This is a genomic window from Streptomyces sp. NPDC027185 (assembly GCF_055567035.1).
Map to the genome: position 1 here is coordinate 772,572 of NZ_JBVHRF010000003.1, position 26,742 is coordinate 799,313.

Here is a 26,742-nt window from a genome sequence, read left to right on the forward strand (position 1 = left end):
TCGATCCGCCGGACGGGAACGGGGGCTCGGGCGCGTCGCCGAGCACGCCTCGACGCGGAGTACGAAGTGGGGCGGACGCCCCACCTGGAAGGAGATCGGGACAGCATGAGGACCGACAGCACGAAGTACACCAACTTCACCGGCTGGATCGACCCGCCGGATGACGTGCAGCCCGCGCTGGACGGCGATCTCACCTGCGACATCGCCGTCATCGGCGGCGGCATGGGCGGCATGGCGGCGGCGCTGCGCCTCGCGGAGCGCGACCAGGACGTCGTCCTGCTGGAGGCCGAGTTCTGCGGCTACGGCTCGGCCTCGCGCAACGGCGGTCAGATCGCCGGGGCGCCGGGTGGCGACCTGCGGATGCTCAGCCTCCAGTCCCCGAAGAAGATGCCGGTCATGGCCAAACTGGCGGAGCACGCGGGCCGCTATGTGGAAGACCTCATCAAGACGCACGACATCGACTGCGACTACGTGGCGAACGGCCTGGTGTGGGGCGCGGTCTCACCCCTCATGATGCTCAGGGTGCGTACCCAGGCGGCGATCCTGCGCGCCTTCGGTGGGGGCGGGACCGTCGGCAGCAGGGAGGAGCTCGGCCTCCCCGCCGGCTTCGTGGGCGGGATGCGGGAATCCATCGGCGGGATGCTGAACCCGGGCAAGCTCGCTCGTGGTGTGCGTCGCGCGCTGCTCGCCTCCTCGGCCAAGGTCTTCGAACAGACGCGGGTGAGCGATGTCCGGCGGACAGGCGGCACCGTCGAGATCACGACACCGCACGGCACTGTGCGGGCCGACAAGGTGATGCTCGCGACCAGCGTCTACGGCGGTGAGTGGGACATCACGCCCAAGAACCTCGCGACGCCGCTGTACGTCATCGAGATCGAGTCGGAACCCATCGCGCCGGAGCGGCTCGCCGCGCTGGACTGGACCAGTCGGTGCGGCATCATCACGCAGCACCAGTTGATGACCCACTACCGGCTCACCGAGCGCAACACCATCGTCTGCGGGGTCCGCAAAGCGCAGCGAGGCCAGACGTACCCGCTCCCGGACCGGGTCCCGGACCCCGGTGTCGTGCGGGACATGGGGAAGGATCTGGCCAACCGGTTCCCGTCGCTGTCCGACGTGGCCATCGAGCGGGCCTGGGGCGGTTGGATCGGCATCAGCCCGGACTGGCTGTCGGTCGCCGGGCAGGTGGGCGACAACGTCTTCTACGCGATGGCCTGCAACGGCCACGGCCTCTGCCAGGTGCCGTACGTGACCCATCAGCTCGCCGACTACATCGTCGACGGTGAGATGCCGGAGGACCTCGCCGGCATCTGGTCGGACACGTCGAAGTTTTCAGGGCCGTCTGGGGGCTGGACCGGTTCAACGACTTCTTCAACGGCAGCAGGACGCTGGCTCGGCGGGCACTCCGCCGTGCCAGGCGCGGGGGTTCCTGAAGGTTGGGGCGATGCCTGCTCCGTGAGGGCGCGGTGTGAGATCGCCACCGCTATGACAAGACCGCCGGGTCCTGCGAAGCAGCCGGCGCCCTCGCATCACTTCTGATGCGGGCCCGGCGCTCGGCGCCAGGATCTAGGCGGGCCCTCGCGTGGCGCGCAGCAGGGGAGGCGACAGGACCCAGAGGACCTCGCTCACCGTCGTACCCGGATTGTCGAACTGGTGAAGCGTCCGGCCGGGGAACGAGGTGGACGCCCCTGCCGACAGCATCCGGGTCTCGCCTCCGACGATCAGACGGGTCGATCCGCTCAGTCCCATCGCGAAGATCGTGGCAGTGTCGAGCCGATAGGGGCCTCCGGTGCCCCCGCCTGGCTCGATCACGGAACGGAAGACCTGGAACGCCGTGGTGCCGGCGGGCGTGAGCAGGTACTCGGCCACGCCCTCACCGCCCATGTCGATCCGGCTTCCACCGTCCACGACCTGCTCGTCGGGGTACGCGAAGAGCTCCCCGACCCCGATCCGCAGCACCTCGCAGACGCGCAGCAACGTCGGGACGGACACGTTGGTGAGCCCACGCTCCAACTGACTCAGGAAGCCCTTGGTGACCCCTGCCCGGTGCGCGACCTCCGTCAACGACAGCCCGCGGTCGAGCCTGATCCTCCGCAGATGCCCGCCCGTGGACGCTTCGAGGGCGGCGGCACCCCTGTCCGCTCCGCCTGCTGTCCCACCGTCACCGATGGCCATGGTGTGCTCACCGCCCGTCCTGAGGCCGAGGTCGTGTGCCTGTCAGGTGACAGGCCGACCCGGACGAGTCCTCTCCGTGACACGAGGCTAAGGCATGCGCCCGGAGCAGTCCGCGCGCCCCTGTGAGGGGCGTGACGGCGTCGACCCCCTTGTGGCGCCGGCAAGGGCGTGGTAAATCTGCCGTCGTTTAGTGGTGCTAAACGACGGTCCAGGGTCTGCGTCTTCACCGTCGGCCGGGCCGCCGACGGTGACTTCGGCTGTCCGGGACACGGCATGCCGGGAGCCTCGACTCCCCGAGAGCAGAGGGACACTGAGAACATGGAAGAGCTGTGGCCCCCGCCCTCGCGTGAGGTCGCCGATGCGATCAGGTCACTGTGTCAGCGCCTGCTGACGGAGACGGACGCCTTGATCGACGCCTTCGCAAGGCCCTCCCTCGTCGCCCAGAACGATCCCGCTCTCCTCGCGGACGCATCGCTGGTCGAGGAGGATCGCGCGCTCAACCGCTCCGAGCTGGTCCAATGGCTGACCGCAAACGTTCAGCAACCGGGGCGGCGGGTGGAGCCCTACGTCAGTCCGAGGACCACGGCGTACATCAACGATCTCGTCTCCCGGGGCATCGCACCCGACTTCGCCGTTGCCTGGCGTGTGGCCCTGGGGATCGGCTGGCGGCGATGGCTGGAGGAATGCGTGGCGGACTGCGCCGACTCCGATCTTCTCGTGGGGATCCTGGACGTGACGGCGCAGTCGCTGGTGCAGTACGCCCTCGACTCCGTCGCGGCCCTGCGGCAAGCCGGCCTCGCCGCGGCGATGGGGAACACGGATGCCGAGGGGATCGCACTGATCCAGCTGATCGCCAGTGGGGCACCGATGGCGGAGGACCTCGCCGAAGGACGCCTGCGCTACCGGATGGCGCGGTGGCACGTGAGTCTCGTCCTCTGGGTCGACGATCCCCGGCAGGCCGACGCCCTGGAAGAGGCGATCGCCGCCGTGCGCTCCGCCGCCGGCGGCCGGAGCGCCCTGGTGGCGCGCGCCAGCGCCACGTCGCGGTGGATCTGGCTCTCGGGGGAAGTCGTCCCGGACCTTCACCATGTGGAGAAGGGCCTCGCGGCGACCGACGAGGTCCGCGCGGCGGTGGGAAGGCCGGGCCGCGGACTCGAAGGATTCCGCTCCAGCCACCAGAACGCCCTCGCGGCGCAGGCGCTGGTGATCCGGCTGGGTTCCGACCGGCGGTTCACCGCCTACGCCGACGTCGAGCTGATCGACGCGCTCACGAAGGACCGGCCCGGCGCGCGTCGGTTCGTCATCAACACCCTCGGGCCATTGGCCGAAGCCGACACAGCCCTGCGGCAGGCACTGCTCACCTATGTGCAGTCCGGCTTCAGCACCACCCGGGCGGCCGCCGACCTCTACGCGCACCGCAACACCGTCGAACGGCGCGTCTCACGTGCCAACGAGCTCTCGACCGTCAAGGTGGAGGACAACCCGACCCACGTGGCGGCGGCGCTCCTGGTGCTGGACATCGCGCCTGACATCGTGACGATTGCCCCGAGCTGAGCTCACACCACGCAGCCGCGGTGCTCGAGCTTCCTTGCCGAGGGAAGAGCCCGGAAGGGCGAGACGGGTAAAGGCGGGCAGAACCGCGCGGGCGCCCGGACGGTGCCTGGGCAGCCGGCCTTCGCCAGTGGCGTCCCTTCCGGAACGTCTGCGATCGACGGCGAGGGCGACACCGCCGCCCGGAGGCCGACGTCGGACGTCGGTATGCGGGCGCAGAGCGCCCCGGTGCCCTCCGCGCGTGCGTCAGGTGTCGCACGTAGCGCCCACGATGGACGTGATGCACATTGACCGTGAGCCCGTTTTATGCCATCCAGGCTACTGACCTGCGGTTTTCTACGTGCGCGTTATATGCGGTGTGGGCGTTACGGGCGATATCTTGACGCTGAATTGACGCTCGTGACGCTTATTCGACGCTCGTTCTGCTGGCCTGGCAGCTGCTCTTTTCGGCCGGTCAGGTCGTCCGTTGGCTGCGCGCGCGGCGGGGAGCCAGGGGTTTGCACCGTCAGCTGCGGCTACACGGTGCCAGCGCGTTGGACGAGCCGGGCATGGCGGCTCGCGCGGGGCCGACCCTCTCGCTCAGAGGCGGCGGCGGGACTGCGGGACACCTCCGCTCGCGCGGAGCCGACCCTGTAGGGATAGGACCGCGCCGAGCACCATCGGGGACACCTCCGCTCGCGCGGAGCCGACCCTTGCTGACCTGCGGCGTTATTCGGGCTTGGTTATCTTGCGCTTTTTGAAGGCGGAGGTGTCGTTCTCCTCGTAGATCTTGGCGAACGGGCCCCAGCGGAGCCGGGTCCGGCTGTCCTCGGCGTCTTCGAGCCGGCGGTCGACGCCGGCCTCCAGTCCGCAGCGGTCGGAGGGAGATACGGAGGTAGGCGACGGGGCGCTTCGGGGCGTACGAGGCCAGGTGGTCAGAGATTGAGGGTGACCTGTCCGCCGCGGGCGTGGGCGGGGACTTCGAAGTCCTCCCAGGCGGTGGGGAGGGCGGTGGCCGGCACGGCGTCGGCTCCTGGTGCTCGATGGTCCCGATACCAGGCGCTTTCCGACGAACTCCGCGGTTGGGCGGTGCCGTAGATCCTTTGTAGAATCCGCGGCTCCGCCCAGGGATACTGATCACCATGCGCGTTGACTTCGACCCCGCCGAGATGCCCCGCAACGACTTCTACCGGCTGCTGACCGCCACGGTCGTGCCCCGTCCCATCGCCTGGGTGTCGACGGTCACCGAGGACGGCACACCGAATCTCGCCCCGCACTCGTTCTTCACCATCGCCGCCGTCGCCCCGCCCGTCGTGCAGTTCACCTCCGTGGGGCGCAAGGACTCGCTCCGTAATGTCGAGGACACCGGCGAGTTCGTGGTCAACTTCGCGCCCGAGGGGCTCTTTTCGCAGATCAATGACACCGCGACGGACTTTCCGCGCGGAGTCAGCGAGTTCGAGGCCGTCGGGGTCACCGCCGAGCCGGGGCTGCGGGTCAAGCCGCCGCGGGTCGCCGATGCGCCGGTGGCGCTCGAATGTGTGCTGCACAGCACGCTGCGGATCGGGGACTCCACCGTCGTGTTCGGGCGCGTGGTGCACGCCGCGGTCTCCGAGGAGGTCCTGGCCGGCGGGCACCCCGAGATCGCCCGGCTGCGACCGCTGAGCCGCCTGGGCAAGGACGAGTGGGGCACTCTCGGCGAGATCCACGAGCGCTCCCGCATCCGCCACGCGGACTGGCAGGGCCCGGCCGCCCCCGGCGTCTGACCAGCCCGGACGGTCCCGCGGCCTGTCCCACTCGGCCACCGCACCCGGCAGCGGCGCTCGTCCGGAACGCGGGACACCGGATGCCCTACCCGCACCCGGAACCGGACGCGGCCGCCCCGGCCTCCGCCCCGTTTCTCCTCCAGCGCCCCGCACCCACCGCCGAACGCGGCCGCCCCGGCCCGCGCCCTTACGGCGCCCCGGCCCCGGCGCCCGGTCGGCCGCCCCGGACCTGGAGTCCGCCGAGCAGGTCCCGGGTGGCGGCCGTCACGGCGTCCACCGCCTCGTCGAACACCTCACGGTTGTGCGCGGCGGGGGCGCGGAATCCGGAGACCTTACGGACGTACTGGAGGGCCGCCGCCCTGATGTCGTCCTCGGTGGCCTCGGGCGTCATGGGCGGGCGGAGCGTCTTGATGCTGCGGCACATGCACCCAGTCTCCCTCCGCCCGGCCCCGTCCGGCGCGCGGACGGGCCGCCGCGGACGCACCGTACCGGCGACGGCCGCGCGGTCAGCTGAGCCCGGTGACCCGCATCGTGATGTTGAGCCGTCCGCCACGCAGTCCGCACGCGGGGTCGCCGGTCCCCGGATACACCTTCGGGACCCCGTGGTACGCGAACCGGGACGGGCCGCCGAACACGAAGAGATCCCCGGAGCGCAGCTCCACATCGGCGTACGGCCGACCGCGGTTCTCGGTGTTGCCGAACCGGAAGACGCAGGTGTCGCCGATGCTCAGCGACACGACCGGCGCGCCGGACCGCTCCTCCTTGTCCTGGTGCATCCCGAGCCGCGCCGCCTCGTCGTAGAAGTTGATCAGAGCCGTGTCCGGTGTGTAGCCGCCGCCCGCCGCCGCGTCCCCGTACGCCTCGGTGACCGCCCGCCGCCCCAGCGTCACCATCCACTCCGGGAAGGGCGCCACCCGCGCGCCGTTCACGTCGTCGGCGGTACGGGTGTACGCGTACGGCTGCCAGTGCCAGCCGATGCAGACCGTCCGCACCGACATCACACCGCCCCGGGGGAGTGTGGTGTGCCGGATCGGCACCGGGCCGCGCGCCCACTCCCGGCACGCCGTGACCAGCTCCCGCTGTGCCGCCGGAGCCAGCCAGTCCGGTACGTGCACCGCGCCGGGTGCGAGCTGCCGACGGGCACGCGGCGCACCGCCCACCGGGCCGCCGAGCCCCTCGAACCCGGGCAGGGGAGTCGTCATCGCCATCCCTTCACTCCTGGCGGGTCCGGCCCGCCCCTTCCAGGCTGCCACCCCGCCGGGCACCGCGCGGACGGCCCCGGCAGGGAGCGGGTGGCCCGGCCCCGCGTCGATCAGCCGGGCGCGCCCGTCGGCGGTGGTGCCCCGCATACCGCCGAGGAGCCGTGGCCCGCGAGCGCGGCGGGCCGAGGGCGCCGAGCGCGGCGAACCGGCCGTACGGGCCCGAGCCCACCGGTGCCGCCTTCCCCCGGGGCGTCATCCCGAGTCTGAGCCGCGCCCCGGCCGGGACCCGGCGGAAATCCGCCGTGGTCCCCGCTGCCGCCCGACGGCCCGTCATCCCCACCGTGGCGCCGCCACCGCCCGGCCCTGGACGCGGCCCACTCGTCCGCCGTATCGTCCCCCGGACGTATGCGACGGCGGCCACCACGGACGACGTACCCGGCCTACGCGACGGAGCCGGTCCACCGGTGGACGCACCGGGTGGTGAGCCGGTTCCGGGCCCGGCTCCGCTCCCCGCGTGGACCTGCGGTTTCGCGGGTGCCGGTGCCGAGCGAAGGCGCCGCTCGGCCGAGAGGTCCATACTGCCGTCCAGGGACGGCGCGGCCGACGGGCGACCGGACGCACCGCGCCGTCGTTAGTGAGGCGTTAGCGCCCCGTTAGCCGCCTGGCAGCGCCCCGGGGCAGGCTGGCCGGGCAGCCGATTCGACCGTGCGTACCCACGCAAGGCGGGTACCCACCCACCACCCGAGGGGGAGCCGCATGTCGCTCACCAGCAAGGCTCTCGGCCGCGGCCGCCGTCTGGCAGCCGGGTCCCTGATCGCCGTCGCCGCGCTCGCACTGACCGCCTGCCAGGACAGCTCCGGCTCCGGCTCGCACGCGGCTTCGGCCTCGTCACCCGCCGGGCAGGCCACGGACCGGCCGTCCGGCAGCCCCGCCCCGCCCTCCGCTGACGGACCGGGCGCCGGAGCGAAGGAATCCGCCGCGCCCACCGGCGCCCCCGGCACGGGGAGGACGGCTCCCGCGAACCCCGGACACGGCCCCGGCAAGGCGACCCCGGGGGCCAAGGGCGACTCCCCGTCCGCGCTCGCCGCGTCGGACCGCTGCACAGCCGACCAGATGTCCCTGAGCCTGGGTGCTCCCGACGCCGGCGCCGGGAACTTCCGCTACCCGCTGACCTTCACCAACAAGGGCAAGAAGGCCTGCACACTGCGCGGCTACCCCGGTGTCTCGCTGATCGCCCGCGACGGCTCCCGTATCGGTACGCCCGCCACCCGCGAGGGCGGCGCCGGCAGCGCCGTCCGCCTCGCCCCCGGTGCGAGCGCCCACGCCCTGCTCCACACCGTCAACGACGGTGTCTCCGACACCCCGTGCTGGAAGCGCGGCGCCTACGTGTACGTCTACGCGCCGGGCTCGAAGGAGTCCATGACGACGAGCAGCGGCAACCTCCGGGTCTGCGGCGGTGAGTTCACCGTCACCGCGGTCGAGCCCGGCACCTTCGGCTGACCCGGCCCGGTCGCCCGGTCCACCGGGAGCCGGCCCTCCTCACGGCGCGGTCACCCCACCGGTGACCGCGCCGTACGCATGCGGCGGGGGAGCGGAACGCACGCCGCCGGCGCTCATACCACCACGCCGCCCGGGAATTCCCGGAATGCGCCGGACGCGTAATTTACAAACCGTGCGGTCTGGAAATGACGGTGTCCGGGAGGGTGAGGAGGTACTCGAATACGACCTTCCGGGCCCCCCGGTCATGGTCATCGCCGGGGAAACCAGACCACGGCGTACAAAACTCCGGGAATTCGCCCGAAATGGGCGTGGCACAATCCGGCCGTGACTACCGAACACGGCCTTCTCGCCGGCAAAGTCGTTCTGATCACGGGGGCCAGCAGCGGCATCGGAGCCGCCGCGGCACGGGTGTTCGCCGCCGAACAGGCCACCCTCGTGCTCGCCGCCCGGCGCGCCGACCGGCTCACCGGCATCGCCGCCGAGCTGCGGGAGAAGGGCACGCAGGTGGTGTACGCGCCGACGGACGTCACCCGCTCCGACGAGGTGCGCCGGGTCGTGGATCTCGCGCTCGACACCTTCGGCCGCCTGGATTCGGCGTTCAACAACGCCGGGGTCGGCGGCGATCAGGACGCCATGCACCTCATGGACGACACGGTCTACGAACAGATCATGGAAACGAACGTCCGGGGCACCTGGAATTGCCTGCGGTATGAAATACGGGCGATGCTGGAAAATCCCAACGGCGGCTCCATCGTGAACAACAGCAGCGTCGGCGGCCTGCAGTCCATTCCGGCCGCCGCGCCCTACGTCGCGTCGAAACACGCCGTCGCCGGTCTGACCAAGGCCGCCGCGGCCGAATACGCCAGCCGTTCCATCCGCGTCAACAGCGTCGCACCGGGCACCACCCGCAGCGAGATCATCGCCGACTGGTTCTCCCGCAACCCGGAGCTGGAGCCCCGGCTGCACGCCGCCACCCCGCAGGCGCGCACCGCCCGCGCCGAGGAGATCGCCGAGGCCGCCGCGTGGTTGTGCAGCGACCGTTCGTCGTTCGTCACCGGAGTGGTGGTGCCGGTCGACGGCGGCTTCACGATGGTGTGACGCCGTCGGCCCGGGGGAGCGCCCCCGGGGCACGGTGTTCCGGGGGCGGCCGGAGCGCGGGCGCCGGCCGCCCCCGGCGCCGCTACGCCAAGGCGCTGTGGAAGACCTGCCGGTCGTGCTGGTAGCCGCGGACCACGGCCCGGAAGCCGTCCCCGTCGCCGGCGGTCTCCGCCTCGATCCAGCACGGCGCGTCGAACTCGACGTACTGGTCGAACGCCGTGCTGACCGTCCGCGGTACGAACGAGGCGGGCGCCGTCAGCCGCACCGCCTGATGGGCGGCCTCGATGAGCACCAGCCCCGGGGCGTGGTCGACCGGGTGGTCGTACAGCAGCCGGTTGGAGAAGTCGCACCGCAGCTGCCAGCGCCCGGGGCGCTCGGTCGGCGACAGCGCCACCTCCGCCGGGCGGCTGCGCCCCACCCGCTCGGGCGGCACCGGGGCGGGCAGCGGCGGCTGGTCCTCGACGGCCGTGCCGTGCGCCCCGCGCAACCGGCTGTAGACGTCCGGGGCGATCCACTTGAAGTCCGTGGCACCGGTGCCGATCCGGACGCCTTCCGGGGTGGTCAGCTCCATGTCCAGGCGGAGCGCGGTCAGGCAGGTGCCACGCCGCCCCCGCGCCGTACCGGACGCCGCGAGGACGAGATCGACCGGTACGCCCTCCGGGGGCTGGAAGGCGGGGTCCAGGCAGAAGTCGAAGCTGCGCAGCAGCATCGCGTGGTTGAGCGGCGCCCCGAACTCCCGGTGGGCGATCAGCAGTCCGGCCTGCCGGATGGTCTGCGCCACGACCAGCGATTCGTGCCGCACCTCGCCGCTCGTGCCGGCGCCGGTGAAGCCGGGCCAGCGTGCGGTGAGGGTGAAGTCCCACTCCCCGAGCCGTTCGCACCCCGTGAGGAAGACGGAGTCGTCGAAGCTGAGGTGGAGGAACTCCTTGCGCACCGCGGAGGTTGCCCGCTCCGGGGCGGCGGGCCGCCGTGCGCAGTGCGGCAGTTCAGGCCGGTCGGAGTGGCTCGGTATGAGCAGCATTGGGCACTCGACTCCCCTGGTGCGGCGGTCTGGTACTGAACCGGCGGTTCCGGCAAATGCTAAGATACGTACTGCCCGGTTTTCTTTGCAATGCGTCGCTGAAGATAATGACAATCCGGTGCTCGGGGCCACCGGAACCCGGCAGGTACCGATGCCGAGGACACCGGCGGCGACAGATGAGTGAGGTCTCCTGATGGCGCGGCAGGCACGGGCGCTCCAGACCCGTCGCACGATCCTGGAGGCGGCCGGCGAGGTCTTCGACGAGCGTGGCTACGACGCGGCGACCATCGCGGAGATCCTCTCCCGGGCAGGCGTGACCAAGGGCGCGCTGTACTTCCACTTCAGCTCGAAGGAAGATCTCGCCCGGGGCGTGCTCGGCGAGGCGCTGACCACCGAGGGCGTGCAGCCGCAGGACTCCAAACTCCAGGAATGGGTCGACGTCGGCATGGTGCTGGCGCACCGGCTGCCCCTGGAACCGCTGCTCAGCGCCTGCATCACGCTCTCCGCCGACCAGCACGCCCGCGCGCTGCTGGGCACCTCCTGGCCCGGCTGGATCGACTACCTCGCCGACATGCTGCGCCAGGCGAAGGCGCAGGGCGAACTGCTGCCGCACGCCGACCCGGACGAGATCGCCGAACTCTTCGTCGGCGCCTGGACCGGCGTCGAGGTGGTGAACTCCGCCATCGCCGGCGGCCGCCTGGAGAAGAAGATCGCGGCGCTCTACGACCTCATGCTGCCGGGCATGGCCGTCCCCGGCGTACTCGGCCGGCTGGACACCGCCGCCGACCGCGGCGCCCGGATGTGGCGGGCCCACCAGCGGTCCGGCGGTACGGACACCCGCGGCGGCGACGCCTGAACGGCCCCGCCGCGGCGGGCGTTTCAGCCTCCGGGTGACCGGACCGCCGCCGCGGCCCGCTGCCGCACCCGTCCTGCCGTCCGCGTACCGGACGGCTCCGGGGTCTGGGGCGCGCCGGGGCCCGCCAGCATCGGCAGGAGCGAGCGCCACAGGCCCGTCACCGCGGCCGCGGTGAGCCAGCCGGCGTCCTCGCGGGCCAGCACCTCGAACCCGGTCGTCGCCCCTACGAGCGCCGCCGCCGACTCCTCGGTGACCAGGCCCGGAAGCAGGAGTTCCCGCTCCTCGGCCCGATCGAGGAGTTCGCATACGCACACATGCCAGTGGATGCGCAGATCAGGACCTGAGCGGTAATCGGCCTGGCAGTTGAGGCGGTACCCGGCCCGTGCGACGACATCGGTGGCCAGCTGCCGTGCCAGGACGTGCGTGGTGTCGATCAGGGCCTGGAGCGGATCCGGGGTGAGGTGCCGTACGGTGCGCGCGGACTCGTGCAGGGTGCGCGCCGCCTCCTCCTCGACGGCCGCGGCGACCGCCGCCTTGGTGTCGAAATGGAAGTGCAGGGCGCCGGTACTCACCCCGGCGCCCGCGCTGATCGCGGTGAGCTTCGCCCGCGGATATCCGTGCTCGTCGAAGGTCTGGGCGGCGGACCGGATCAACGCCCGCCGGGTCTGCGCGGACCGTGGCTGCCGGCTCATCGGCCCCGACCTCCCAGGGCTCGGGCGCACCGGCCCGGACCGGGCGCCGGGCCCGGGGAGCGTCGCGCGGGGGTGGGGGGAAGATGCGGGGGGTGAGGGTGGATCATGACCCCATAAAACCAACTGACTGGTTTGATTTCCACCGCTCGGAAGAGTGGCATCAGGGCCGGAAACCGCCCGGGGAAAGGGAGTTGGGCCGGTGCCGCGCTTCCCGGCGCACGCGGTCCCGCGCCGCCCCCGCGGCATCGCGCGGGCGGTCGCCCCGCCCCGGCGCCCGGCCGTCCGGGCGCCGGGCCGCAGGCGCGGGAGGAAAGCGCGGGGCCCGGCCGGAGTCTCCTCCCGGCCGGGCCCCGCGTCATACCTTTCGGCGTCAGCCGTTCACCTGGGCGGAGAACGGGCACACCCAGTCCGCCGGCTTCGGGCGGCCCGAGTACCGGCGGGCCTCCGACAGCTTCTCGTACTCCAGCAGATTCGGGTTGATGTCGCCCTGGAGGTCGATGTCCTGCTTGCGGATCTTCTCCTGGAGCCGGTCCCAGAGCCCGGCGGCCTTTATCCGGTCGAACTGCGCGTGGGAGTTGAACGCCAGCATCGGGAACGGAGGCCGCCGGCCGACCCGTACGTGCGTCTCGTGCAGCCCGATCACGAAGAACGGGTGCCCGGCGACGCTGAAGGCGAAGCCGCCCGACTGCGGGTCGTGGTCGTACCCCTCGGCCCAGCCGTGCGTACGGCTGTCGTGGTCGTGGACGCCCTGGAGCTGCTGCCACATCAGCCGCTCGAACTCGGTCTCCGGCACCTCCAGCGGCCCGGAGAACGTCGCGACGAAGCTGGTGAAGGGCTTGGCCGTCCAGTCCACGGACGCCACGTACGCCTCAAGATCCTCCGCCAGCTGCCGCGCCGCCCCGTCGTCACCGAGCCAGGTGTAATGACGATGGGTGATCCCGCCCTGCCGCCAGGCCGAACGACCGGCCAGGCAGGCGAACGAGTCACCGAGCAGGAACTGCCCGACCACTTCGGTGGCGGAGGGGGCGTCAGCCAGCATGTTCACGACCTTCGATGAGAGGTGCCCCGTGCGGGGATGACCGTGGCAGTCAAGAACGATCACGGCCCTTACGTCAAGAAAGCGCAGGAAGCGCCTGGTCAGCCATCGTGCACGACGACGCCCGGGGCCCGCAGCCCCTTCCCGCGACGCCCGCCCCCTACTTCCCCGGCGCCACGCCCCGGCGGCCCCGGTCCGGACGGGCGGAACGACGTGCCGCGCCCCGCACACCACGGCCCCGGGCGGCAGAGGCCGGCCGGGGCCGTGACGGAGGACGGACGCCCTGCTACCTCAGCGCGCCCTCCTCGGTGCTCTGCCAGTAGGTGACCCGGGTGCTCGGGTTGATCTGCAGTCCGGCCGGGCCGGGGGAGGAGACCGCGGTGCGGCCGTCCGCGCCGGAGTTGTCCTTGGTGGCGAGGGTGACGTTCACGGTCCTGGTGCGGTGGTTCTGCGTCGACTCCCGCTGCGCCAGCGTGATCGCGGCGTAGGCGGTCCTGCCGGGCGCCAGCTCCACCACGGCCTGCGGCCGGCTGTCCTCGTCGACGGCGAGGTTGTGACCGGCCACGGGGTCCGAGACGAACGGCGCGTGGTGGAGCGAGCACGGGGTGGAACCGTTGTTGGTGGCCGTCAGCAGCACCGCCGACGGCATGCCGCCGGCCTCCTTCATGGCGATCTTCGTGGTGCCCGCCACGCAACTGCCGTCACCGGCCGCGGCGCCCGGCTTCCGGCTCTGCGCCGGGGCGGCGGACGACGGAGCCCGCTTCTCGGCCTTCTGGGCCGGCTGGGCGGGGGAGCTGTCGACGGGCTCCTCCGAGCCGGCACCGGCCTGCGCCGAAGAGGAGCCGCTCGACGGACCGGCCGCCTTCGTCCCGTCCGCACCACCGCCACAGGCGGTCAGGGAGAGGGACAGCACCGCGACGGATGCGAGGGCGGCGCGGGCGCGAAGCGTGGAGCGCATGGTGGTGGTACCTCAGGAGGAAGGGGCGGCTGGATCTTGCCCCTTACGGAATGCGATCTGTTCCCGGCGTACCACTAACAGATGGTAAATAATTCCCCAACGGTTGCTTGTGGCGGGCGCTCCGGAACCCGCCCCCGAGCCCTCGGGGGCGGCGCGCCGGAGAACGGCCGGACCCACGCGAAAACCGCCGCCCGCCTGCCGGAAAACCCGTATACGCTGCGAAGTTGTCCCTTCCCCGACCCGCGCGGATGCCCCGTCGAAGCAGCGCGGATTCCGCCGTCCCGCAGGGATCCACCGGAACTTCCGGGGCGCGTGCCCGCCTACTGTCCGTAAGGGGCGAGGCGCCCCGTTTCGCGGGCCCGCGGCTCCCCGTCCACCGGAATTCCCCGCTCGCGGGGTGCGTTACGGACGGTGAAACGCCGTCAAGGGAGCAGGCGAAGCCGTCGGGGCGGCGGGGTTCCCTCATCGGGCTGCTCGTGTGCCGGGGGCTCGGGGGTGCGCCGCTCCCCGGCGCCGGAATCGGCCTCGGGGGCCACCGGATGTCCTCGAAGAGCCGCCATCGCGGCTTCCAGGGTTTCCTTCGTCACCTGCATCCGGATCCGGGCCAGCCGTTCCAATTCGCTACTCGACACGGTGTCAGCGTAATGGTCCCACCGGCACCTGTCCGTGCTCGGGCCCTTCCCGACCGCCCCCGGGCCGCCACCGCACCAACTTCTCCCGCTCACCGCACTGTTGACGCCCCACCGGCCACCGCCTGCCGGACGGAGACGGAGACGGAGACGGGCTGCGCCCCGGGACACGCGCGCTACGCACGCCTCCCCGCCCGAGTGTGACCGTGCCCCGCCCGTGACAGCATCGGCGTATGCAGTACCGCTACGCCACCGAGACCGACGCGCCCGCCATGGCCGCGCTCTTCGCCGCCAACCACCACGACGCCCTCACCCCGGACCAACGCGCCGACCAGGGATTCGTCCAAGGAAGCCTGAACGAGGGCGGGTTGCGGGCCATGGCCGCGCACGACGGACTCCTCCTCGCCGACGACGGCGGCCACGTCGCCGGACTCCTCGCACTCTCCGACCCCGGCAGTCTGCCCGCCCCGCCGCCCCCGGTCCGGGCACTGCTCGCCGCCCAGGACACCCTCCGCTGGGAGGGACGCCCGCTGAGCGCCGTCCGCTGGCTGCTGTACGGGCCGCTGGTCGTCGACGCGGCGTACCGCGGACAGGGCGTCGCCCGCCGCCTGTTCACCATGGCGCGTACGGCCGCCGAGGGCCGCGCGGACGCCCTCGTCGCCTTCATCGAAGCCGCCAATCGCCCGTCCTGGCGCGTCCACGTCGACGGCTTCGGGATGACGCCCCTGGGCGACGTCGCCGTGGGCCCGCGCGTCTACCACGTGGTCGCGGTGGCACCGGGAACGGCGGAATCCGGCTGACGGCGGACGCGCCGGACACCACCACGCGGAACGGCCCGGCCCGGGAACGAACCCCGGGCCGGGCCTTTCACAACGGCCGGAAACCGGAGCGGACGAAGTCCGGATCCGGCCGGTCACCTCAGAGCGCGGACAGTTCCGCGAGCAGATCGTCCAGGCCCAGCGAACCCTGCGACAGGGCGGCCATGTGCCACGCCTTCAGGTCGAAGGCGTCGCCGTGCCGGGCGCGGGCGGCCTCGCGGCCCTGGAGCCAGACGCGCTCGCCCAGCTTGTAGCCGATCGCCTGCCCGGGAATGCCCTGGTAGCGGATGATCTCGCTCTCCACGAAATCGGCGGGCCGGCTGCAGTGGGCCGCCAGGAACGCGTGCGCCAGCTGCGGCGTCCACCGCTCACCGGGGTGGAACGGCGAATCCGCCGGGATCTCCAGCTCCAGATGCATACCGATGTCGATGATCACGCGGACGGCCCGCATCATCTGCGCGTCGAGGTACCCCAGCCGCCGCTCCGGATCGGTGAGGAAACCCAACTCGTCCATCAGCCGCTCCGCGTACAGCGCCCAGCCCTCCGCGTTGGCGCTGACCATGCCGACGGTGGTCTGGTAACGGGAGAGCTGGTCCGCGACGTACACCCACTGCGCGAGCTGGAGATGATGGCCCGGCACCCCCTCGTGGTACCAGGTGGTCACCATGTCGTACACCGGGAAGCGCGTCTCACCCATCGTCGGCAGCCAGGTGCGGCCCGGACGGCTGAAGTCCAGCGACGGCTGGGTGTAGTACGGCGCGGCGGCGCTGCCCGGTGGCGCGATCCGCGACTCGACCCGCCGCACCGGCTCGGACAGCGCGAAATGCGTACCGTCCAGCTCCGCGACGGTGTCGTCCATCAGCTCCTGGAGCCAGCGCCGGGTCTCCTCGACCCCCTCGATGTGCGTGCCGTTCCCGTCCAGCCAGGCCAGCGCCTCCCACGGGGTGGCCGCACCGGGCAGCACCTTCTCCGCCTCCGTACGCATCTCCGCCAGCAGCCGGTGGAACTCCGCCCAGCCGTACGCGTACGCCTCGTCCAGATCGAGATCCATACCGGTGTAGTACCGGGCCAGCCGGGCGTAACGCTCACGGCCCGCCACATCCGGAGCACCCGCGACGGCCGGGGCGTAGTGCGTGTGCAGCCACTGCCGCAGCTCCGCCAGCGCCCCCGTCGCCACGGCCGCCGCCTCCTCCAGCTCGGTACGGAGCGCCTGCGGCCCCGGCGCGACGAACTCCGCGAACCAGCTCCGCCCGTCCGCGCCGATCCACTCGTCCAACTGCCCCACGACCGTGGCGACCTGGAGCGGACCGCCGGGCAGCTCACGCCGCAGCCCCGCGTCGAGGGCGGCGCGGTACCCCTCCAGGGCGTCCGGCACGGCCCGCAGCCGCTGCGCGATGGCCGCCCAGTCCTCCTCGGTCTCGGCCGGCGTGAGGGTGAAGACCTCACGGACGCCGTGCAGCGGCGAGCCCAGATTGCTCACCGCCCGCAGGCCCTCGCCCGCCTCGTGCACCGCAAGCTCCGCCTCCAGCCGCTCCCGCAACAGCCGCGCACACCGCTGCTCGACCGGGTTCGCCGCCCCCGGCAACGCCTCGGCGGCCGCCAGCCGCTCCAGCGTCGTGCGGGCGAGCTGGGCCAGCGCCTCCTGCCCGGTGGGTGACAGATCGGGCAGCCGCCCGGAGGAGGCGGCGTCGCCGAGGTAGGTACCGGTGACCGGGTCCAGTGCGATGAGGGCGTCGACGTAGGCGTCGGCGACCTGGCGGGGCAGCGACTCGTCGGGTGTGTGGGTGTACGACATACCGCCATCCTCGTACGCCCCGACCGCCCACGTCACGGATTTTCGGCCGGGGCGAACAGACGTCACACCGGCGGACGGAGCGCCGTGACCACCACGGAACGTCCTCGCTCCACCGGTACGCAGGGGCCGGACCGCCGTGCGGGGCAGGGCGCGGTGCCGCGCTGCCGAGAGGACGGCGCTCCGGTATCGCCCGGTATTCCTTTTCCGAGGACCCCGGAAAAGGAAACCGGAGGGAAAGGGATCTCGTTCCGTGGTGTGCGGTCCAGCGGAATTTCCTTCTCCGGCCGCCGTATTCCGCGCGCCGTTTCCCGTCACCCGTATCCCGGCTTCCCGCGTGCCGGTCGGACCGAACGCGGGCTCCGCACGGCATGGCGGCGAGTGGCGGCGGGCCCCGCGCCACCCGCGCGGACCGGGGCGGAAGAGGCGGAAGGGGAGCCCGCCGCCCGGTGGCCGGTTCCCGGACCGCCCGCGGGTCAACTCGGGCCGGAATCCGGTACGGTGCCTCCGACAAAGCCGGTCGGTGGCACTGCACGGGGGTACGGATGGAAGCCGACACACGCTGGATGCGCCAATGCGCCGATGACATCGACGCCACGCAGAGCGCCGTGGCGAAACTTCTCGGAAACGCCGACGGCGCCGTGAACGCACTCAAGGGCGCGGCGCCGGGATGGACCTTCACCGCCGGCGTCGACGAACTCTCCGAACGCTGGGAGAAGCTCAACGAACTCGTCCGCGACGAGCTGTCCGACGCGGCGGAGAACATCCGCTTCAACGCCAGCGATATCGACGGCAACGAGAATTTCATCACCGAGACCCTGCACAACATCTTCGGATAGGCGGACGGCCGATGGTGGACCTGACCGGGTTGATCAACCTGGACCTCGGAAAGATGCGGAGCGCCGCCTCCGACTGGGGCTGGATCGCCTCCCGCCTGCGGCAGGCCGGCGAAGGCTACACCGACGCCGTCACCGCGCCGCTGAAAGCGGGCACGCACTGGAGCGGCGAGGACGCCACCGAGGCGACCCGCACCTGCGAGGGCATCGGCCTCGACATCGACGCGGTCGCCAAGGAGGCCCAGGGCGTCAAGGACTTCCTCGACGACATCGTCGACGGCACCGGAGACGGCTTCCGCAGCCTCGCCGAACTACAACGCCAGGCCGCGGAGCTGCAACAACAGGCGATCGGCGAGGGATACAGCGTCAACGGCGACGGTGAGGTCGCCTGGGTGGTGATGCGGGCGCCGGGCCCGCTCTCACCCGAGGAACAACGCACCGAGCAGGAACGCAACGGCCGGGCCCAGCAGCTCGGCAACCAGCTCAAGGACGTCCTCCGCCTCGCGACCGAGGTCGACGGCAGCCTGGAGCGCGGCCTGAAAGTGCTCTTCGGTACGGAGGACACCTTCCGCACCGAGAACCGCGACCGCGTCGACCGCGACGACGCCGACATGAGCGACAGCTGGAACGAGGCGCAGCTCGGCCTCGTCCGCGGTTACCTCTACACCCAGGGCTGGGGCGACGCCGGCGACCTCCTCGGCCACTTCCTCGAAGGCTCCGGCGAGCCGGTCGAGGTCGACGCGGACCGCATGCTCTCCGACATGCCGGCCTTCCGCCACGACGTGGACACCACCCTCGCCGAGGTGAGGAAGCAGCCCGACGGCACCTTCACCAGCTCCTGGCAGAGCAGCGCCCCCGACATCACCCAGGGCGACAAGAGCCTGAACTGGTACTACGCCCTCAACCACTTCCAGTACCGCCTCGTCGGCCACAAGGAGGGCGAGCACGTCACCTACCAGGTCGAGGTGCAGAAGCGGTACGACTGGGGCATCCCCAGCGAGCACCGGCGCGACCTCGACAAGGGGCCGCTCCACTTCGAGCAGGCGGATCTGGCCCGGCTGAACATGGTCGGGATGGCCAAGGACTTCGACGTCAAGGGGCGCAGCACGACGCAGACCGCCGGCTAGCGCCGCCCGCGCGCCGCGGTCGGACGCGGCGCGCGAGCGGCCCGGCGGTCCGCGGACGGCGGCCCGGATCAGGAACCGATGTGGCGCGACGGAAAACGGTCCTCTCGTGTGCGGTGCTCGCCGCCCTCGGGCTGCTGGCGGCCGGCCTGCTCAGCTGGTGGATGATCAGCGCCCTGCGCGCCCCGGTGGACGGCTGGCAGGACGGCCCGCCCCCCGCCCGCCCGAGCGCCCCGGTCACGTTCAGCGTCAGCCCGGACCCGCCGGGGCGGTAGCGGGGCACCGGGCGCACCGGGTCCGCGACCGGGCGCACCGGCCCTGTCCGTACCGTCCGCCGCCCGGCCGGGCGGTCCCGGACCGGCGCACCGCGGTCCGGGACCACCGAAGCGCTCAGCGGCGCCGTGCCTTCTCCGCGGCTTCCTGTGCCAGCTGGAGGCGGCGGGCGAGGGCCGTGGCGCTGACGGTGGCCGCGTCCGCGTACTGCACCGCCTTCTCGGCGTGATCCGGATCGCGGGTCGTCGTCTCCAGGGCCGCGGAGGCGTGTTCGAGGATGACCGGCATGCGGTCGGCCATCTCGCGCAGATACGTGTAGACGGCGGCCGCGGCCTTCGGCTCGCTGAAGGCGCCGCGGCCGCTGGTCAGCTCCTTCTCCAGACGGGAGATCTTCTCCGCGGCCTCTTTCGCCAAACCGCTGGGGTTGTACGTCATCGCTGCCCTTCACCTTCCGTAGCGCCGTCACTGTCCGGATCAACTCCCCACCCAGGTACCGGAGTTCCCCCACCGCGGCAATTGGCCGGGCCTCATCCGTCGGACGGCACCTCGGAGCCGGCCCCGCCACCCGGCACCGCGCGCCCCGAGCCGGAAGCGGCTCCTTGCCACGGATGCGCTCCGGCGCTCCGGTGTCGCTTCCGCGCGATCACGGCGGTCGGCCCGCTTCGGCCCGTGTGGCTCGACCTTCCTCCCTGATACGCGGGAGAATGCGACCGGCGCGGAGCAGCGGCGAAGGGGGACGGCGTGGGTGCGACAGGGGAATTCCCTCGGGTGGGGACGGCCGAGGGCGTGGTCGAGGGGCGTTGGCGTCCGGGGCGGGCGGAGTTCCGGGGTGTCCCCTACGCCCGGCCTCCCGTGGGTGGTCTCCGCTTCGCCGCGCCCGTACCGCCGGAGTCGTGGGACGGTACGCGGCAGGCCGCCGAGTTCGGGCCGTTGCCTCCGCAGTCCGGTCCGGTTCAGGCAGAATCGGCACACGGGACCGATTGGCTGACGCTCAACGTCTCCACCCCGGACCCCGGTGCGGCGGGCCTGCCGGTGATGGTGTGGATTCCCGGCGGGGCGTACATCACGGGGGTGGGCAGCGACCCGGTCTACGACGCGGCGCGGCTCTGCCGGGCCGGACTCGTCGTCGTGACCGTCAACTACCGGGTCGGCGTCGAGGGCTTCGGCCATGTGGCAGGCGCTCCGGACAACCGGGGACTCCTCGATCAGATCGCCGCGCTCACCTGGGTGCGGCGCAACATCGGCCGGTTCGGTGGCGACCCTTCCGTGGTCACGGTGGCCGGCCAGTCCGCGGGTGCGGGGTCGATCGCCGCGCTGCTCACGATGAGGTCGGCGCGTGAGCTGTTCCGGCGGGCCATCACCCACTCGGTGCCGGGCAGCCACATCACGCCCGCGCTGGCCGCAGAGGTCGCCGCCGCGCTCGCGGGCCGGCTCGGAGTGGCGCCGACCGCCGCCGCCTTGAGCTGCGTCGATCCGTGGCGCCTGGCCGATGAGCTCACCGCGTTCGGCGCCGTCCTTGCGGCCGACCCCGTGCGCTGGGGCCGGTTGGCCCAGCTGGGAGTGCCCGTCTGCCCTGTGGTGGGCACCGACGTCCTGCCCGGGACGCCGTGGTCCGCGCTGGCCGGAGGCCGTGCGGACGGCATCGAACTCCTCGTCGGGCACACGCGGGACGAGTTCCGGCTCTTCTCCGTGATGGCCGGGCGGCAGGGGACCTTCACCGACGACGACGCCCGGACCGCCCTCGGCCTGTTCGCCCCGAAACCGCACGGCGCGGCCGCCTACCGGGCTGCCTTCCCCGGCGCCACCGCGAGCGAGCTGCTGGAGACGGTGGAATCCGACGCGCTGTTCCGGATACCGTCCCTCCACCTGGCCCAGGCCAACACGGTGGCCGGTGGCACGTCGTACCTCTTCGAACTCTGCTTGGCCTCGACCACGTCCGGCGGTGCTCTGGGGGCTTGCCACAGTCTCGATGTGCCCCTTGCCTTCGGCACGTTGGACAGCCCCACCGGAAGAGGAGTGTTCGGCGACGCACCCGGCCCCGCGGCGCTCCGCGTCTCCCGGGAACTCGGAGACGCATGGGCCCGGTTCGCCGCCACCGGCGACCCCGGATGGGCGGCGTACCACCCCGCTCACCGCCTGACCCGCGTTCTGGACGCCGAGTCGGTGACGGTGCCCTACCCCGAAGAGTCCTCCAGGCAGATCTGGGAGGACCACACCCCGGACCCGTTCGACGTCGCCACCGGCCGGGGATGACCGGCTCCGGCACCGGCCGCCGCTGAAGGTGGCCGGTCCGGTGCGGCGGGGCGCGTGGCTCGTCCCGGTCGGCGCGACCGCCGTCCGTACCCGTCGGCACGCGGCCCGAGCACGAAGAACGGATCCGCGCCCCGGCCCTCGGCCGGTTGACGGCAGGACCTGGGGCCCCGCCGCCTACCCCTAACTTTTCCGTCCCGCTCCGTCATCGTCCGCACCACTGAGTACATTCGGACCGTCCCAAGTCCATTGGAAAGGTCTGTTCATGACTCGAATCCTGATGCGACGAGCGCTGGTCGCGTTCACCGCGGCGGGTGCGCTGTGTGCCTCGTCCACAGTCGCCGCCCCGGCAGCTCAGGCCGCCGCCCTCCCCGTCGGCATCAACGCCCCCTACCTGTACCTCGGTTGGGGGCACCCGCAGAATCCCGTCGGTGTCATGAAGGCCACGGGCATCAAGCAGTTCACTCTGTCGTTCATCACCTCCGGCGGCACCTGCAACCCGAAGTGGGACGGCTCCCGCCCGCTGAAGGGCGGGGCGGAGGAGAAGACCATCAAGAACATCCGCGCGGCGGGCGGCGATGTCGTCGCCTCCTTCGGCGGGTGGAGCGGCAACAAGCTCGGCATCTCCTGCACCAACCCCACCGCGCTGGCAGGCGCCTACCAGAAGGTGATCAGCGCCTACCGGCTCAAGGCCATCGACGTCAACATCGAGCACACGGAGGACGACAACCCCGTCGTCCGCCAGCGCATCGTCGACGCGCTGAAGAAGGTCAAGGCGGCCAACCCCTCCCTGAAGGTCTACGTCACCTTCAGCGGCCGGGCCGACGGCCCCGTCCACACCATCCGCGACCTCATCAAGCGCGCCGGCAAGGCGCACCTCGTGGTGACCGGATGGAACATCATGGCGTTCAACTTCGACACCCCGAACACCATGGGCACCACCACCATGAAGTCGGCCGACGGTCTGAAGAACGCCGTCGCCGCCGCGTACGGCGTGAAGTCCGCCACCGCCTACCGGCACATCGGCATCTCCACGATGAACGGCAAGACGGACATGAAGGGGCAGCGCATCAGCGTCCGCAACTTCCGTACGATGCTCCGCTACGCCCAGCGGCACCACATCGCCCGCTTCACCTTCTGGTCCCTCAACCGCGACCGCTCCTGCACCCGCGGTCTCGACGCGGACTCGTGCAGCGGCGTCAAGCAGGCGCAGTACGACTACACCAAGGTGGTCGCGCGCTACCACGGCTGACCCGCTGAGGCCCGCCCTTCCCGGGGCCGGCGACGCGACGCGCTCCGCGTCGCCTCGCCGGCCTCCCGGGACCTCGTCACACTCCTGCTCCCCATGACCGGCCGGGCCCGGGAGGGCGCGGGCCCGGCGGACCGCCGCGGGTACCGCCGGGCGACGAGTGCGAGGCGGACGGTCCGGCCGACGGTCGCCGCCATGGACGCCGTTCGCTCCGCCCCGCCGCCGGTCAGGTGCGCGCGCTCACCGAACCCCGCGCGCCACCGCCCCGCCGTGCACCGCGTACCGACCGGTCAGCGTGCGGAAGCGGTGGCCGGGGCACGCCAGACGTCGATCACCACCTGGTGCCCCGTCTTCCGTGCCGCCGCCACACCGGCGCCCGCGTAGTTCTGGTCGACCTGTGCCGCCTCGGCCTCGTCCGGCTTGTCGTTGGTGCACGACGGGCCGGGGCCGTGGCCGGACATGATCTCCGAGCACGGGCCCTCGTAGTCGTCCGGCAGTCCGAGGATGTGTCCGGTCTCGTGCGTCGCGACCCGCGCCAGGTCGTACCCCTCGTTCACCGCCTCCTGGCCCAGCTGCACCTCACCGCCGCCGCTGCCGGGAAGGATCGGCCCGAGCGTCGACTGCGGCCAGCCGTTGGTCGCCCGGTAGACGAAGTCCGCCGCGCCAGGCGAACCCGCCGGCTTCAGCTGCACGTTGTGCACCGCCGCGTTCCAGTTCTGCGCCGCCTTCTCGACCGCGGCCGCCCACTGCTTGCCCGCCCCGCTGGCGTCGTAGGTCAGCGTGACGGCGGCCGTCGTCTTCGGCGTGGGGGAGTGCGCCGGGACACCTCCGGCGGTGGTGCCCAGCATGACCGGTACCAGCGCCGCCACAGCAACAATGCGATTGATCATGAGCCTCGTACGCCTCCTTGAGTATCAGTTTTCCCGCAAGCGGTAGGGCACCACGCGCCAACGACGCTCACAAGGCGGCAACCAGCCGCTCTCCCACCGCCAACCACCCCGGAAAGTACGGCTATGTGACGTCCGCGGTACGCCCGTCGACGCTCCCGGAGAAGCACCGGGCACCGGCCCGCCACACGCGGCGGCGGATGGACGCGACGAGACACCCGGGGGAGGGAGGCGGTGCTGATTTGCCGTGGTGCCGTCGGCGGGGGTCAGGGGCGTGTGTGCGGTTTGGGGGAGTTCGTGCTGGGCGGGCTGGTGAGGTGGGTGTGGAGGAGGTTGAGGGGCATCGGCGGGAGGTGGAGGGCGTGGTGGTGGAAGGCGGTGAGGTCGAAGTCGGGGTGGTGTTGGGCGGTGTGGCGGGCCTGGAGCCAGGTTCTCTCGCCCAGTTTGTAGGCGAGGGCTTGGGCGGGGCGGCCGAGGTAGCGGTCGATTTCCCAGGTGAGGAAGGCCGGGGGGCCGAGTTGGCAGTGGTCGGTGAGGAAGGCGCGGGCGAGCTCGGGGGTCCAGCGTTGGCCTTCGTGGAAGCCGGTGCCGGGAGGGATGGGGAGTTGGAGGTGGAGGCCGATGTCGAGGATGACGCGGGCGGCGCGGAGTTGTTGGCCGCTGGTGAGCATGCCGAGGCGGTGGGCGGGGTCGTGGAGGTGGCCGAGTTCGTCCATGAGGCGTTCGGCGTAGAGCGCCCAGCCTTCGACGTGGCCGGGGTGGAGTTCGCTGGTGAGACGTTGGTAGCGGTTGAGGTGGGGGTTGAGGGTGGTGAGGCCGAGCTGGAGGTGATGGCCGGGAACGCCTTCGTGGAACATGGTGCTGGGGACGCGCCAGGTGGGGAGGGGCGTGTCGGAGGGGAGGCGGGGCCACCAGACGGTGCCGGGGCGGGTGTGGTCTTCGCTGGGGGCGAGGTAGAAGGCGACGCCTTGGTTGGGAGCGATGCGGCAGTCGATACGGCGGAGGGGTTCGGGGATGGCGAAGTGGGTGCCGTTGAGGTCCTTGAGGGTGCTTTCGGCGAGTTGTTGGATCCAGTCGCGGAAGGCTTCGGGGCTGGTGACGTGGTGGCGGGGATCGTTGTCGAGGGCGGTGAGGATGTCGGGGAGGGGGGTGTCGGGGGCGATGGCCGCAGCGGCTTGTGCGGTTTCTTGTTGGATACGGGCGAGTTCGTCCCAGCCCCAGGTGTAGACGTCGTGGAGGTCGAGGGGGGTGCCGAGGAATTCCTGGACGCCGAGGTGGTAGCGGTCTTCGCCCACGGCGTCGTGGTGGGGGGCGTGGGGGGCGAGGGTGTCGGTGAGGTAGGCGGCGAAGCGGGTGAGGGCGGTGTTGGCGGCGGTGGTGGCTTCGTCGAGGGCGTCGCGTAAGGGGCCGTGGCCGGGGGGCAGGGTGGCGAGGTAGGCGCGCATGTCGCGGCATTCGCGGGCGTTGCGGGTGACTTGGCGCAGGGGGGCGACGCGGTTGCGGTGCCGGGCGGCTTCGAGGCTTTCGTGGAGTCCGGCGAGGGCGGCGGGGACGGCGCTCAGGCGGGCGAGGAGCGCTTCCCAGACGGTGGCGTCGCCCTGGTCGAGGAGGCCGATGGCTTGCCGGATGCGTTGGACGGGGCCGTCGAGGGTGTCGAGGAGCGTGCCGTAGGCGTCGGCGTCGGCGAGGGCGATCTCGGTGGTGAGGCGTTGGCGCAGCACGGCTGCGGCGATGTGCTCGCGGCCCCCGGCGACGGGGGTGCGGTCCAGCGCGGCCAGAGTGCGGCGGGTGAGGTTGTGACGTTCGCCGGTGGCGTGGGGGCTGAAGTCGGTGAGGTGCTCTTCCTGGCCGGCGATGCCCATCGCGGAGGCCAGGCAGGGGTCGAGGGCGGCGAGTTCGTCGATGTAGCGGTCGGAGAGTGTGTCGAGGGCGCCGGCGGCCGGTTCGTGGTTGGTGTGGTTGGTGGGGGTGTTCATCGCTGGCCTGCGCTTTGCAGTGGGGTGTCGTCGCTGCCGTCACCGGGTTCTTCACGGTCGCTGGTTGTGGCTCGGTCGCTGGTTGTGGCCTCAGTCCCGGTTGTGGTGTGGGGGCGGGTGAGGCGTTTGCCGTAGAGGCCGATGATCAGGCCGGTGACGATGAGGGCGCCGGCGAGGAGTTTGAGGGGCGGCAGTGGCTCGTTGAAGAGCAGGACGGAGCCGAGGACGCCGAAGACGGGGACGAGGAGGGAGAGGGGGGCGACGGTGGAGACGGGGTATTCGCGCAGCAGCCAGTTCCACACGGCGTAGCCCAGGACGGTGTTGGGGTAGGCCTGGAAGAGGAGGGAAACGACCGCGGTCCAGCCGATCTGGTGCGGCAGGGCGGTGTAGCCGCCGGTGCCGTTGACGGCCAGGTCGAGGGCGAACAGGGGCAGTGGGGAGAAGAGGGAGGACCACACCAGGAAGGCGAGGGTTTCCTTGGGGGCGGCTTTCTTCATCAGAATATTGGCCACGCTCCACGCCACCGCGCCGAACAGTACGAGCGCGATGCCGGTGAGGGTGACGGTGCCGTCGGTGACGAAGGTGACCGAGAACAGTCCGGTCAGGGCGACGGCGATACCGGCGTACTGGAACCGGGAGAGTTTCTCACGGAAGACCACCGCACCCAGCAGGATCGTCAGGAAGGCGCTGAACTGCAGGACGAGGGAGGCGATTCCGGAGGACAGACCGGCTTTGATGCCGAGGTTGACCACGCCCCACAGGCCGACGCCGAACACCAGGCCGTAGCCGACGATGTAGCGCCAGGGGACCTGGGGGCGCTTGAGGAAGAACACCGCGGGCACGGCGCAGAGCGCGAATCTGATGCCGGCGAGGATGAGCGGGTCGACGCTCTCCAGTCCGATTTTGATGACGGAGAAGTTCAGTCCCCAGATCGCGGTGACTGCGATGGCGAGCAGGATGTGCTGTTTTTTCATGTAGAGACCTTTTCTGGTGTTGTGGGGGTGGGTGGGTGGGTGTGGAGGGTGAGGGTGGTGAAGAGGTGGGTGATCCAGTTGTGGGTTTGTTGGGGGGTGGGGG

Annotated in this window: 25 protein-coding genes; 12 read left to right on the forward strand and 13 right to left on the reverse strand. The window is 71.7% G+C overall.

Annotation, left to right across the window (positions count from 1 at the left end; genetic code table 11):
• Nucleotides 1-105: 105 nt before the first annotated feature.
• The gene (locus ACZ4M8_RS13465) at nucleotides 106-1,539 is read left to right on the forward strand and encodes an NAD(P)/FAD-dependent oxidoreductase (protein ID WP_467606464.1); all 1,434 of its coding nucleotides are present in this window, start codon (nucleotides 106-108) and stop codon (nucleotides 1,537-1,539) included.
• A 27-nt stretch (nucleotides 1,540-1,566) separates the two neighbouring features.
• On the opposite strand, the gene ACZ4M8_RS13470 is transcribed toward ACZ4M8_RS13465, so the two are convergent.
• Nucleotides 1,567-2,175 carry a helix-turn-helix domain-containing protein gene (locus tag ACZ4M8_RS13470; RefSeq protein ID WP_467606467.1) on the reverse strand — a complete coding sequence of 203 codons (609 nt, stop codon included), beginning with the start codon at nucleotides 2,173-2,175 and terminating at the stop codon, nucleotides 1,567-1,569.
• Nucleotides 2,176-2,493: 318 nt separating this feature from the next.
• Here ACZ4M8_RS13470 and ACZ4M8_RS13475 point away from each other — a divergent pair, with 318 nt between their 5' ends.
• Both ACZ4M8_RS13475 and ACZ4M8_RS13480 read left to right on the forward strand, forming a co-directional pair.
• A complete protein-coding gene (locus ACZ4M8_RS13475) occupies nucleotides 2,494-3,729 on the forward strand; it encodes a PucR family transcriptional regulator (protein WP_467606469.1) in 1,236 nt (411 codons plus the stop codon).
• Between the two features lie 1,118 nt (nucleotides 3,730-4,847).
• Nucleotides 4,848-5,468 (forward strand): flavin reductase family protein, encoded by a 621-nt coding sequence (locus tag ACZ4M8_RS13480; protein ID WP_467606472.1) that lies wholly within the window; start codon nucleotides 4,848-4,850, stop codon nucleotides 5,466-5,468.
• A 187-nt stretch (nucleotides 5,469-5,655) separates the two neighbouring features.
• Here ACZ4M8_RS13480 and ACZ4M8_RS13485 read toward each other — a convergent pair whose 3' ends face one another.
• Nucleotides 5,656-5,892, reverse strand: a complete 237-nt coding sequence (locus tag ACZ4M8_RS13485) for a DUF2277 domain-containing protein (protein ID WP_467606475.1) — start codon at nucleotides 5,890-5,892, stop codon at nucleotides 5,656-5,658.
• 82 nt (nucleotides 5,893-5,974) lie between these two features.
• A complete protein-coding gene (locus ACZ4M8_RS13490) occupies nucleotides 5,975-6,670 on the reverse strand; it encodes an alpha-ketoglutarate-dependent dioxygenase AlkB family protein (RefSeq protein ID WP_467606579.1) in 696 nt (231 codons plus the stop codon).
• A gap of 756 nt (nucleotides 6,671-7,426) precedes the next feature.
• On the opposite strand from ACZ4M8_RS13490, the gene ACZ4M8_RS13495 reads away from it, so the two are divergent.
• Together ACZ4M8_RS13495 and ACZ4M8_RS13500 are read left to right on the forward strand one after the other, a co-directional pair.
• The gene (locus tag ACZ4M8_RS13495; RefSeq protein ID WP_467606477.1) at nucleotides 7,427-8,170 is read left to right on the forward strand and encodes a DUF4232 domain-containing protein; all 744 of its coding nucleotides are present in this window, start codon (nucleotides 7,427-7,429) and stop codon (nucleotides 8,168-8,170) included.
• A gap of 324 nt (nucleotides 8,171-8,494) precedes the next feature.
• The gene (locus ACZ4M8_RS13500) at nucleotides 8,495-9,268 is read left to right on the forward strand and encodes a glucose 1-dehydrogenase (RefSeq protein ID WP_467606479.1); all 774 of its coding nucleotides are present in this window, start codon (nucleotides 8,495-8,497) and stop codon (nucleotides 9,266-9,268) included.
• An 82-nt stretch (nucleotides 9,269-9,350) separates the two neighbouring features.
• Here the strand turns inward: ACZ4M8_RS13500 and ACZ4M8_RS13505 are convergent, their stop codons facing one another.
• On the reverse strand, nucleotides 9,351-10,289 hold the full coding sequence (locus ACZ4M8_RS13505) for a ScbA/BarX family gamma-butyrolactone biosynthesis protein (protein WP_467606482.1): 939 nt from the start codon (nucleotides 10,287-10,289) through the stop codon (nucleotides 9,351-9,353).
• 193 nt (nucleotides 10,290-10,482) lie between these two features.
• On the opposite strand from ACZ4M8_RS13505, the gene ACZ4M8_RS13510 reads away from it, so the two are divergent.
• Entirely contained in the window at nucleotides 10,483-11,145 is a 663-nt protein-coding gene (locus ACZ4M8_RS13510; protein ID WP_467606484.1) for a ScbR family autoregulator-binding transcription factor, read from the forward strand.
• A gap of 23 nt (nucleotides 11,146-11,168) precedes the next feature.
• Here the strand turns inward: ACZ4M8_RS13510 and ACZ4M8_RS13515 are convergent, their stop codons facing one another.
• The 4 genes from ACZ4M8_RS13515 to ACZ4M8_RS13530 all read right to left on the reverse strand — a co-directional run bounded on the left by ACZ4M8_RS13515 (nucleotide 11,169) and on the right by ACZ4M8_RS13530 (nucleotide 14,463).
• The gene (locus tag ACZ4M8_RS13515; RefSeq protein ID WP_467606486.1) at nucleotides 11,169-11,837 is read right to left on the reverse strand and encodes a ScbR family autoregulator-binding transcription factor; all 669 of its coding nucleotides are present in this window, start codon (nucleotides 11,835-11,837) and stop codon (nucleotides 11,169-11,171) included.
• A gap of 370 nt (nucleotides 11,838-12,207) precedes the next feature.
• On the reverse strand, nucleotides 12,208-12,876 hold the full coding sequence (gntA, locus tag ACZ4M8_RS13520) for a guanitoxin biosynthesis heme-dependent pre-guanitoxin N-hydroxylase GntA (RefSeq protein ID WP_467606489.1): 669 nt from the start codon (nucleotides 12,874-12,876) through the stop codon (nucleotides 12,208-12,210).
• A 283-nt stretch (nucleotides 12,877-13,159) separates the two neighbouring features.
• On the reverse strand, nucleotides 13,160-13,831 hold the full coding sequence (locus tag ACZ4M8_RS13525) for a DUF4232 domain-containing protein (protein ID WP_467606492.1): 672 nt from the start codon (nucleotides 13,829-13,831) through the stop codon (nucleotides 13,160-13,162).
• Between the two features lie 422 nt (nucleotides 13,832-14,253).
• Entirely contained in the window at nucleotides 14,254-14,463 is a 210-nt protein-coding gene (locus tag ACZ4M8_RS13530; protein ID WP_467606495.1) for a hypothetical protein, read from the reverse strand.
• Between the two features lie 230 nt (nucleotides 14,464-14,693).
• On the opposite strand from ACZ4M8_RS13530, the gene ACZ4M8_RS13535 reads away from it, so the two are divergent.
• The gene (locus tag ACZ4M8_RS13535; protein WP_467606497.1) at nucleotides 14,694-15,260 is read left to right on the forward strand and encodes a GNAT family N-acetyltransferase; all 567 of its coding nucleotides are present in this window, start codon (nucleotides 14,694-14,696) and stop codon (nucleotides 15,258-15,260) included.
• Between the two features lie 118 nt (nucleotides 15,261-15,378).
• Here the strand turns inward: ACZ4M8_RS13535 and ACZ4M8_RS13540 are convergent, their stop codons facing one another.
• Nucleotides 15,379-17,073, reverse strand: coding sequence for a DUF885 domain-containing protein (locus ACZ4M8_RS13540; RefSeq protein ID WP_467606499.1), 1,695 nt, complete (start codon nucleotides 17,071-17,073; stop codon nucleotides 15,379-15,381).
• Between the two features lie 542 nt (nucleotides 17,074-17,615).
• Here ACZ4M8_RS13540 and ACZ4M8_RS13545 point away from each other — a divergent pair.
• From ACZ4M8_RS13545 to ACZ4M8_RS13555, 3 genes are all read left to right on the forward strand, one after another.
• Nucleotides 17,616-17,909, forward strand: coding sequence for a hypothetical protein (locus tag ACZ4M8_RS13545; protein WP_467606500.1), 294 nt, complete (start codon nucleotides 17,616-17,618; stop codon nucleotides 17,907-17,909).
• A gap of 11 nt (nucleotides 17,910-17,920) precedes the next feature.
• On the forward strand, nucleotides 17,921-19,033 hold the full coding sequence (locus ACZ4M8_RS13550; protein ID WP_467606501.1) for a hypothetical protein: 1,113 nt from the start codon (nucleotides 17,921-17,923) through the stop codon (nucleotides 19,031-19,033).
• A gap of 80 nt (nucleotides 19,034-19,113) precedes the next feature.
• A complete protein-coding gene (locus ACZ4M8_RS13555; protein ID WP_467606503.1) occupies nucleotides 19,114-19,305 on the forward strand; it encodes a hypothetical protein in 192 nt (63 codons plus the stop codon).
• Nucleotides 19,306-19,420: 115 nt separating this feature from the next.
• Here ACZ4M8_RS13555 and ACZ4M8_RS13560 read toward each other — a convergent pair whose 3' ends face one another.
• Nucleotides 19,421-19,738, reverse strand: a complete 318-nt coding sequence (locus tag ACZ4M8_RS13560) for a hypothetical protein (RefSeq protein ID WP_467606504.1) — start codon at nucleotides 19,736-19,738, stop codon at nucleotides 19,421-19,423.
• 333 nt (nucleotides 19,739-20,071) lie between these two features.
• On the opposite strand from ACZ4M8_RS13560, the gene ACZ4M8_RS13565 reads away from it, so the two are divergent.
• On the forward strand, nucleotides 20,072-21,556 hold the full coding sequence (locus tag ACZ4M8_RS13565; protein ID WP_467606506.1) for a carboxylesterase/lipase family protein: 1,485 nt from the start codon (nucleotides 20,072-20,074) through the stop codon (nucleotides 21,554-21,556).
• A gap of 262 nt (nucleotides 21,557-21,818) precedes the next feature.
• Nucleotides 21,819-22,805 carry a chitinase gene (locus ACZ4M8_RS13570; RefSeq protein WP_467606509.1) on the forward strand — a complete coding sequence of 329 codons (987 nt, stop codon included), beginning with the start codon at nucleotides 21,819-21,821 and terminating at the stop codon, nucleotides 22,803-22,805.
• A gap of 287 nt (nucleotides 22,806-23,092) precedes the next feature.
• On the opposite strand, the gene ACZ4M8_RS13575 is transcribed toward ACZ4M8_RS13570, so the two are convergent.
• From ACZ4M8_RS13575 to ACZ4M8_RS13585, 3 genes are all read right to left on the reverse strand, one after another.
• Nucleotides 23,093-23,692, reverse strand: coding sequence for a snapalysin family zinc-dependent metalloprotease (locus tag ACZ4M8_RS13575; RefSeq protein WP_467606512.1), 600 nt, complete (start codon nucleotides 23,690-23,692; stop codon nucleotides 23,093-23,095).
• A 263-nt stretch (nucleotides 23,693-23,955) separates the two neighbouring features.
• Nucleotides 23,956-25,665, reverse strand: a complete 1,710-nt coding sequence (locus ACZ4M8_RS13580; protein WP_467606514.1) for a DUF885 domain-containing protein — start codon at nucleotides 25,663-25,665, stop codon at nucleotides 23,956-23,958.
• Nucleotides 25,662-26,639: an EamA family transporter gene (locus ACZ4M8_RS13585; RefSeq protein WP_467606515.1), complete on the reverse strand. Its 978-nt coding sequence runs from the start codon at nucleotides 26,637-26,639 to the stop codon at nucleotides 25,662-25,664. The genes ACZ4M8_RS13580 and ACZ4M8_RS13585 overlap by 4 nt, the downstream gene beginning before the upstream one ends.
• Nucleotides 26,640-26,742: the final 103 nt, after the last annotated feature.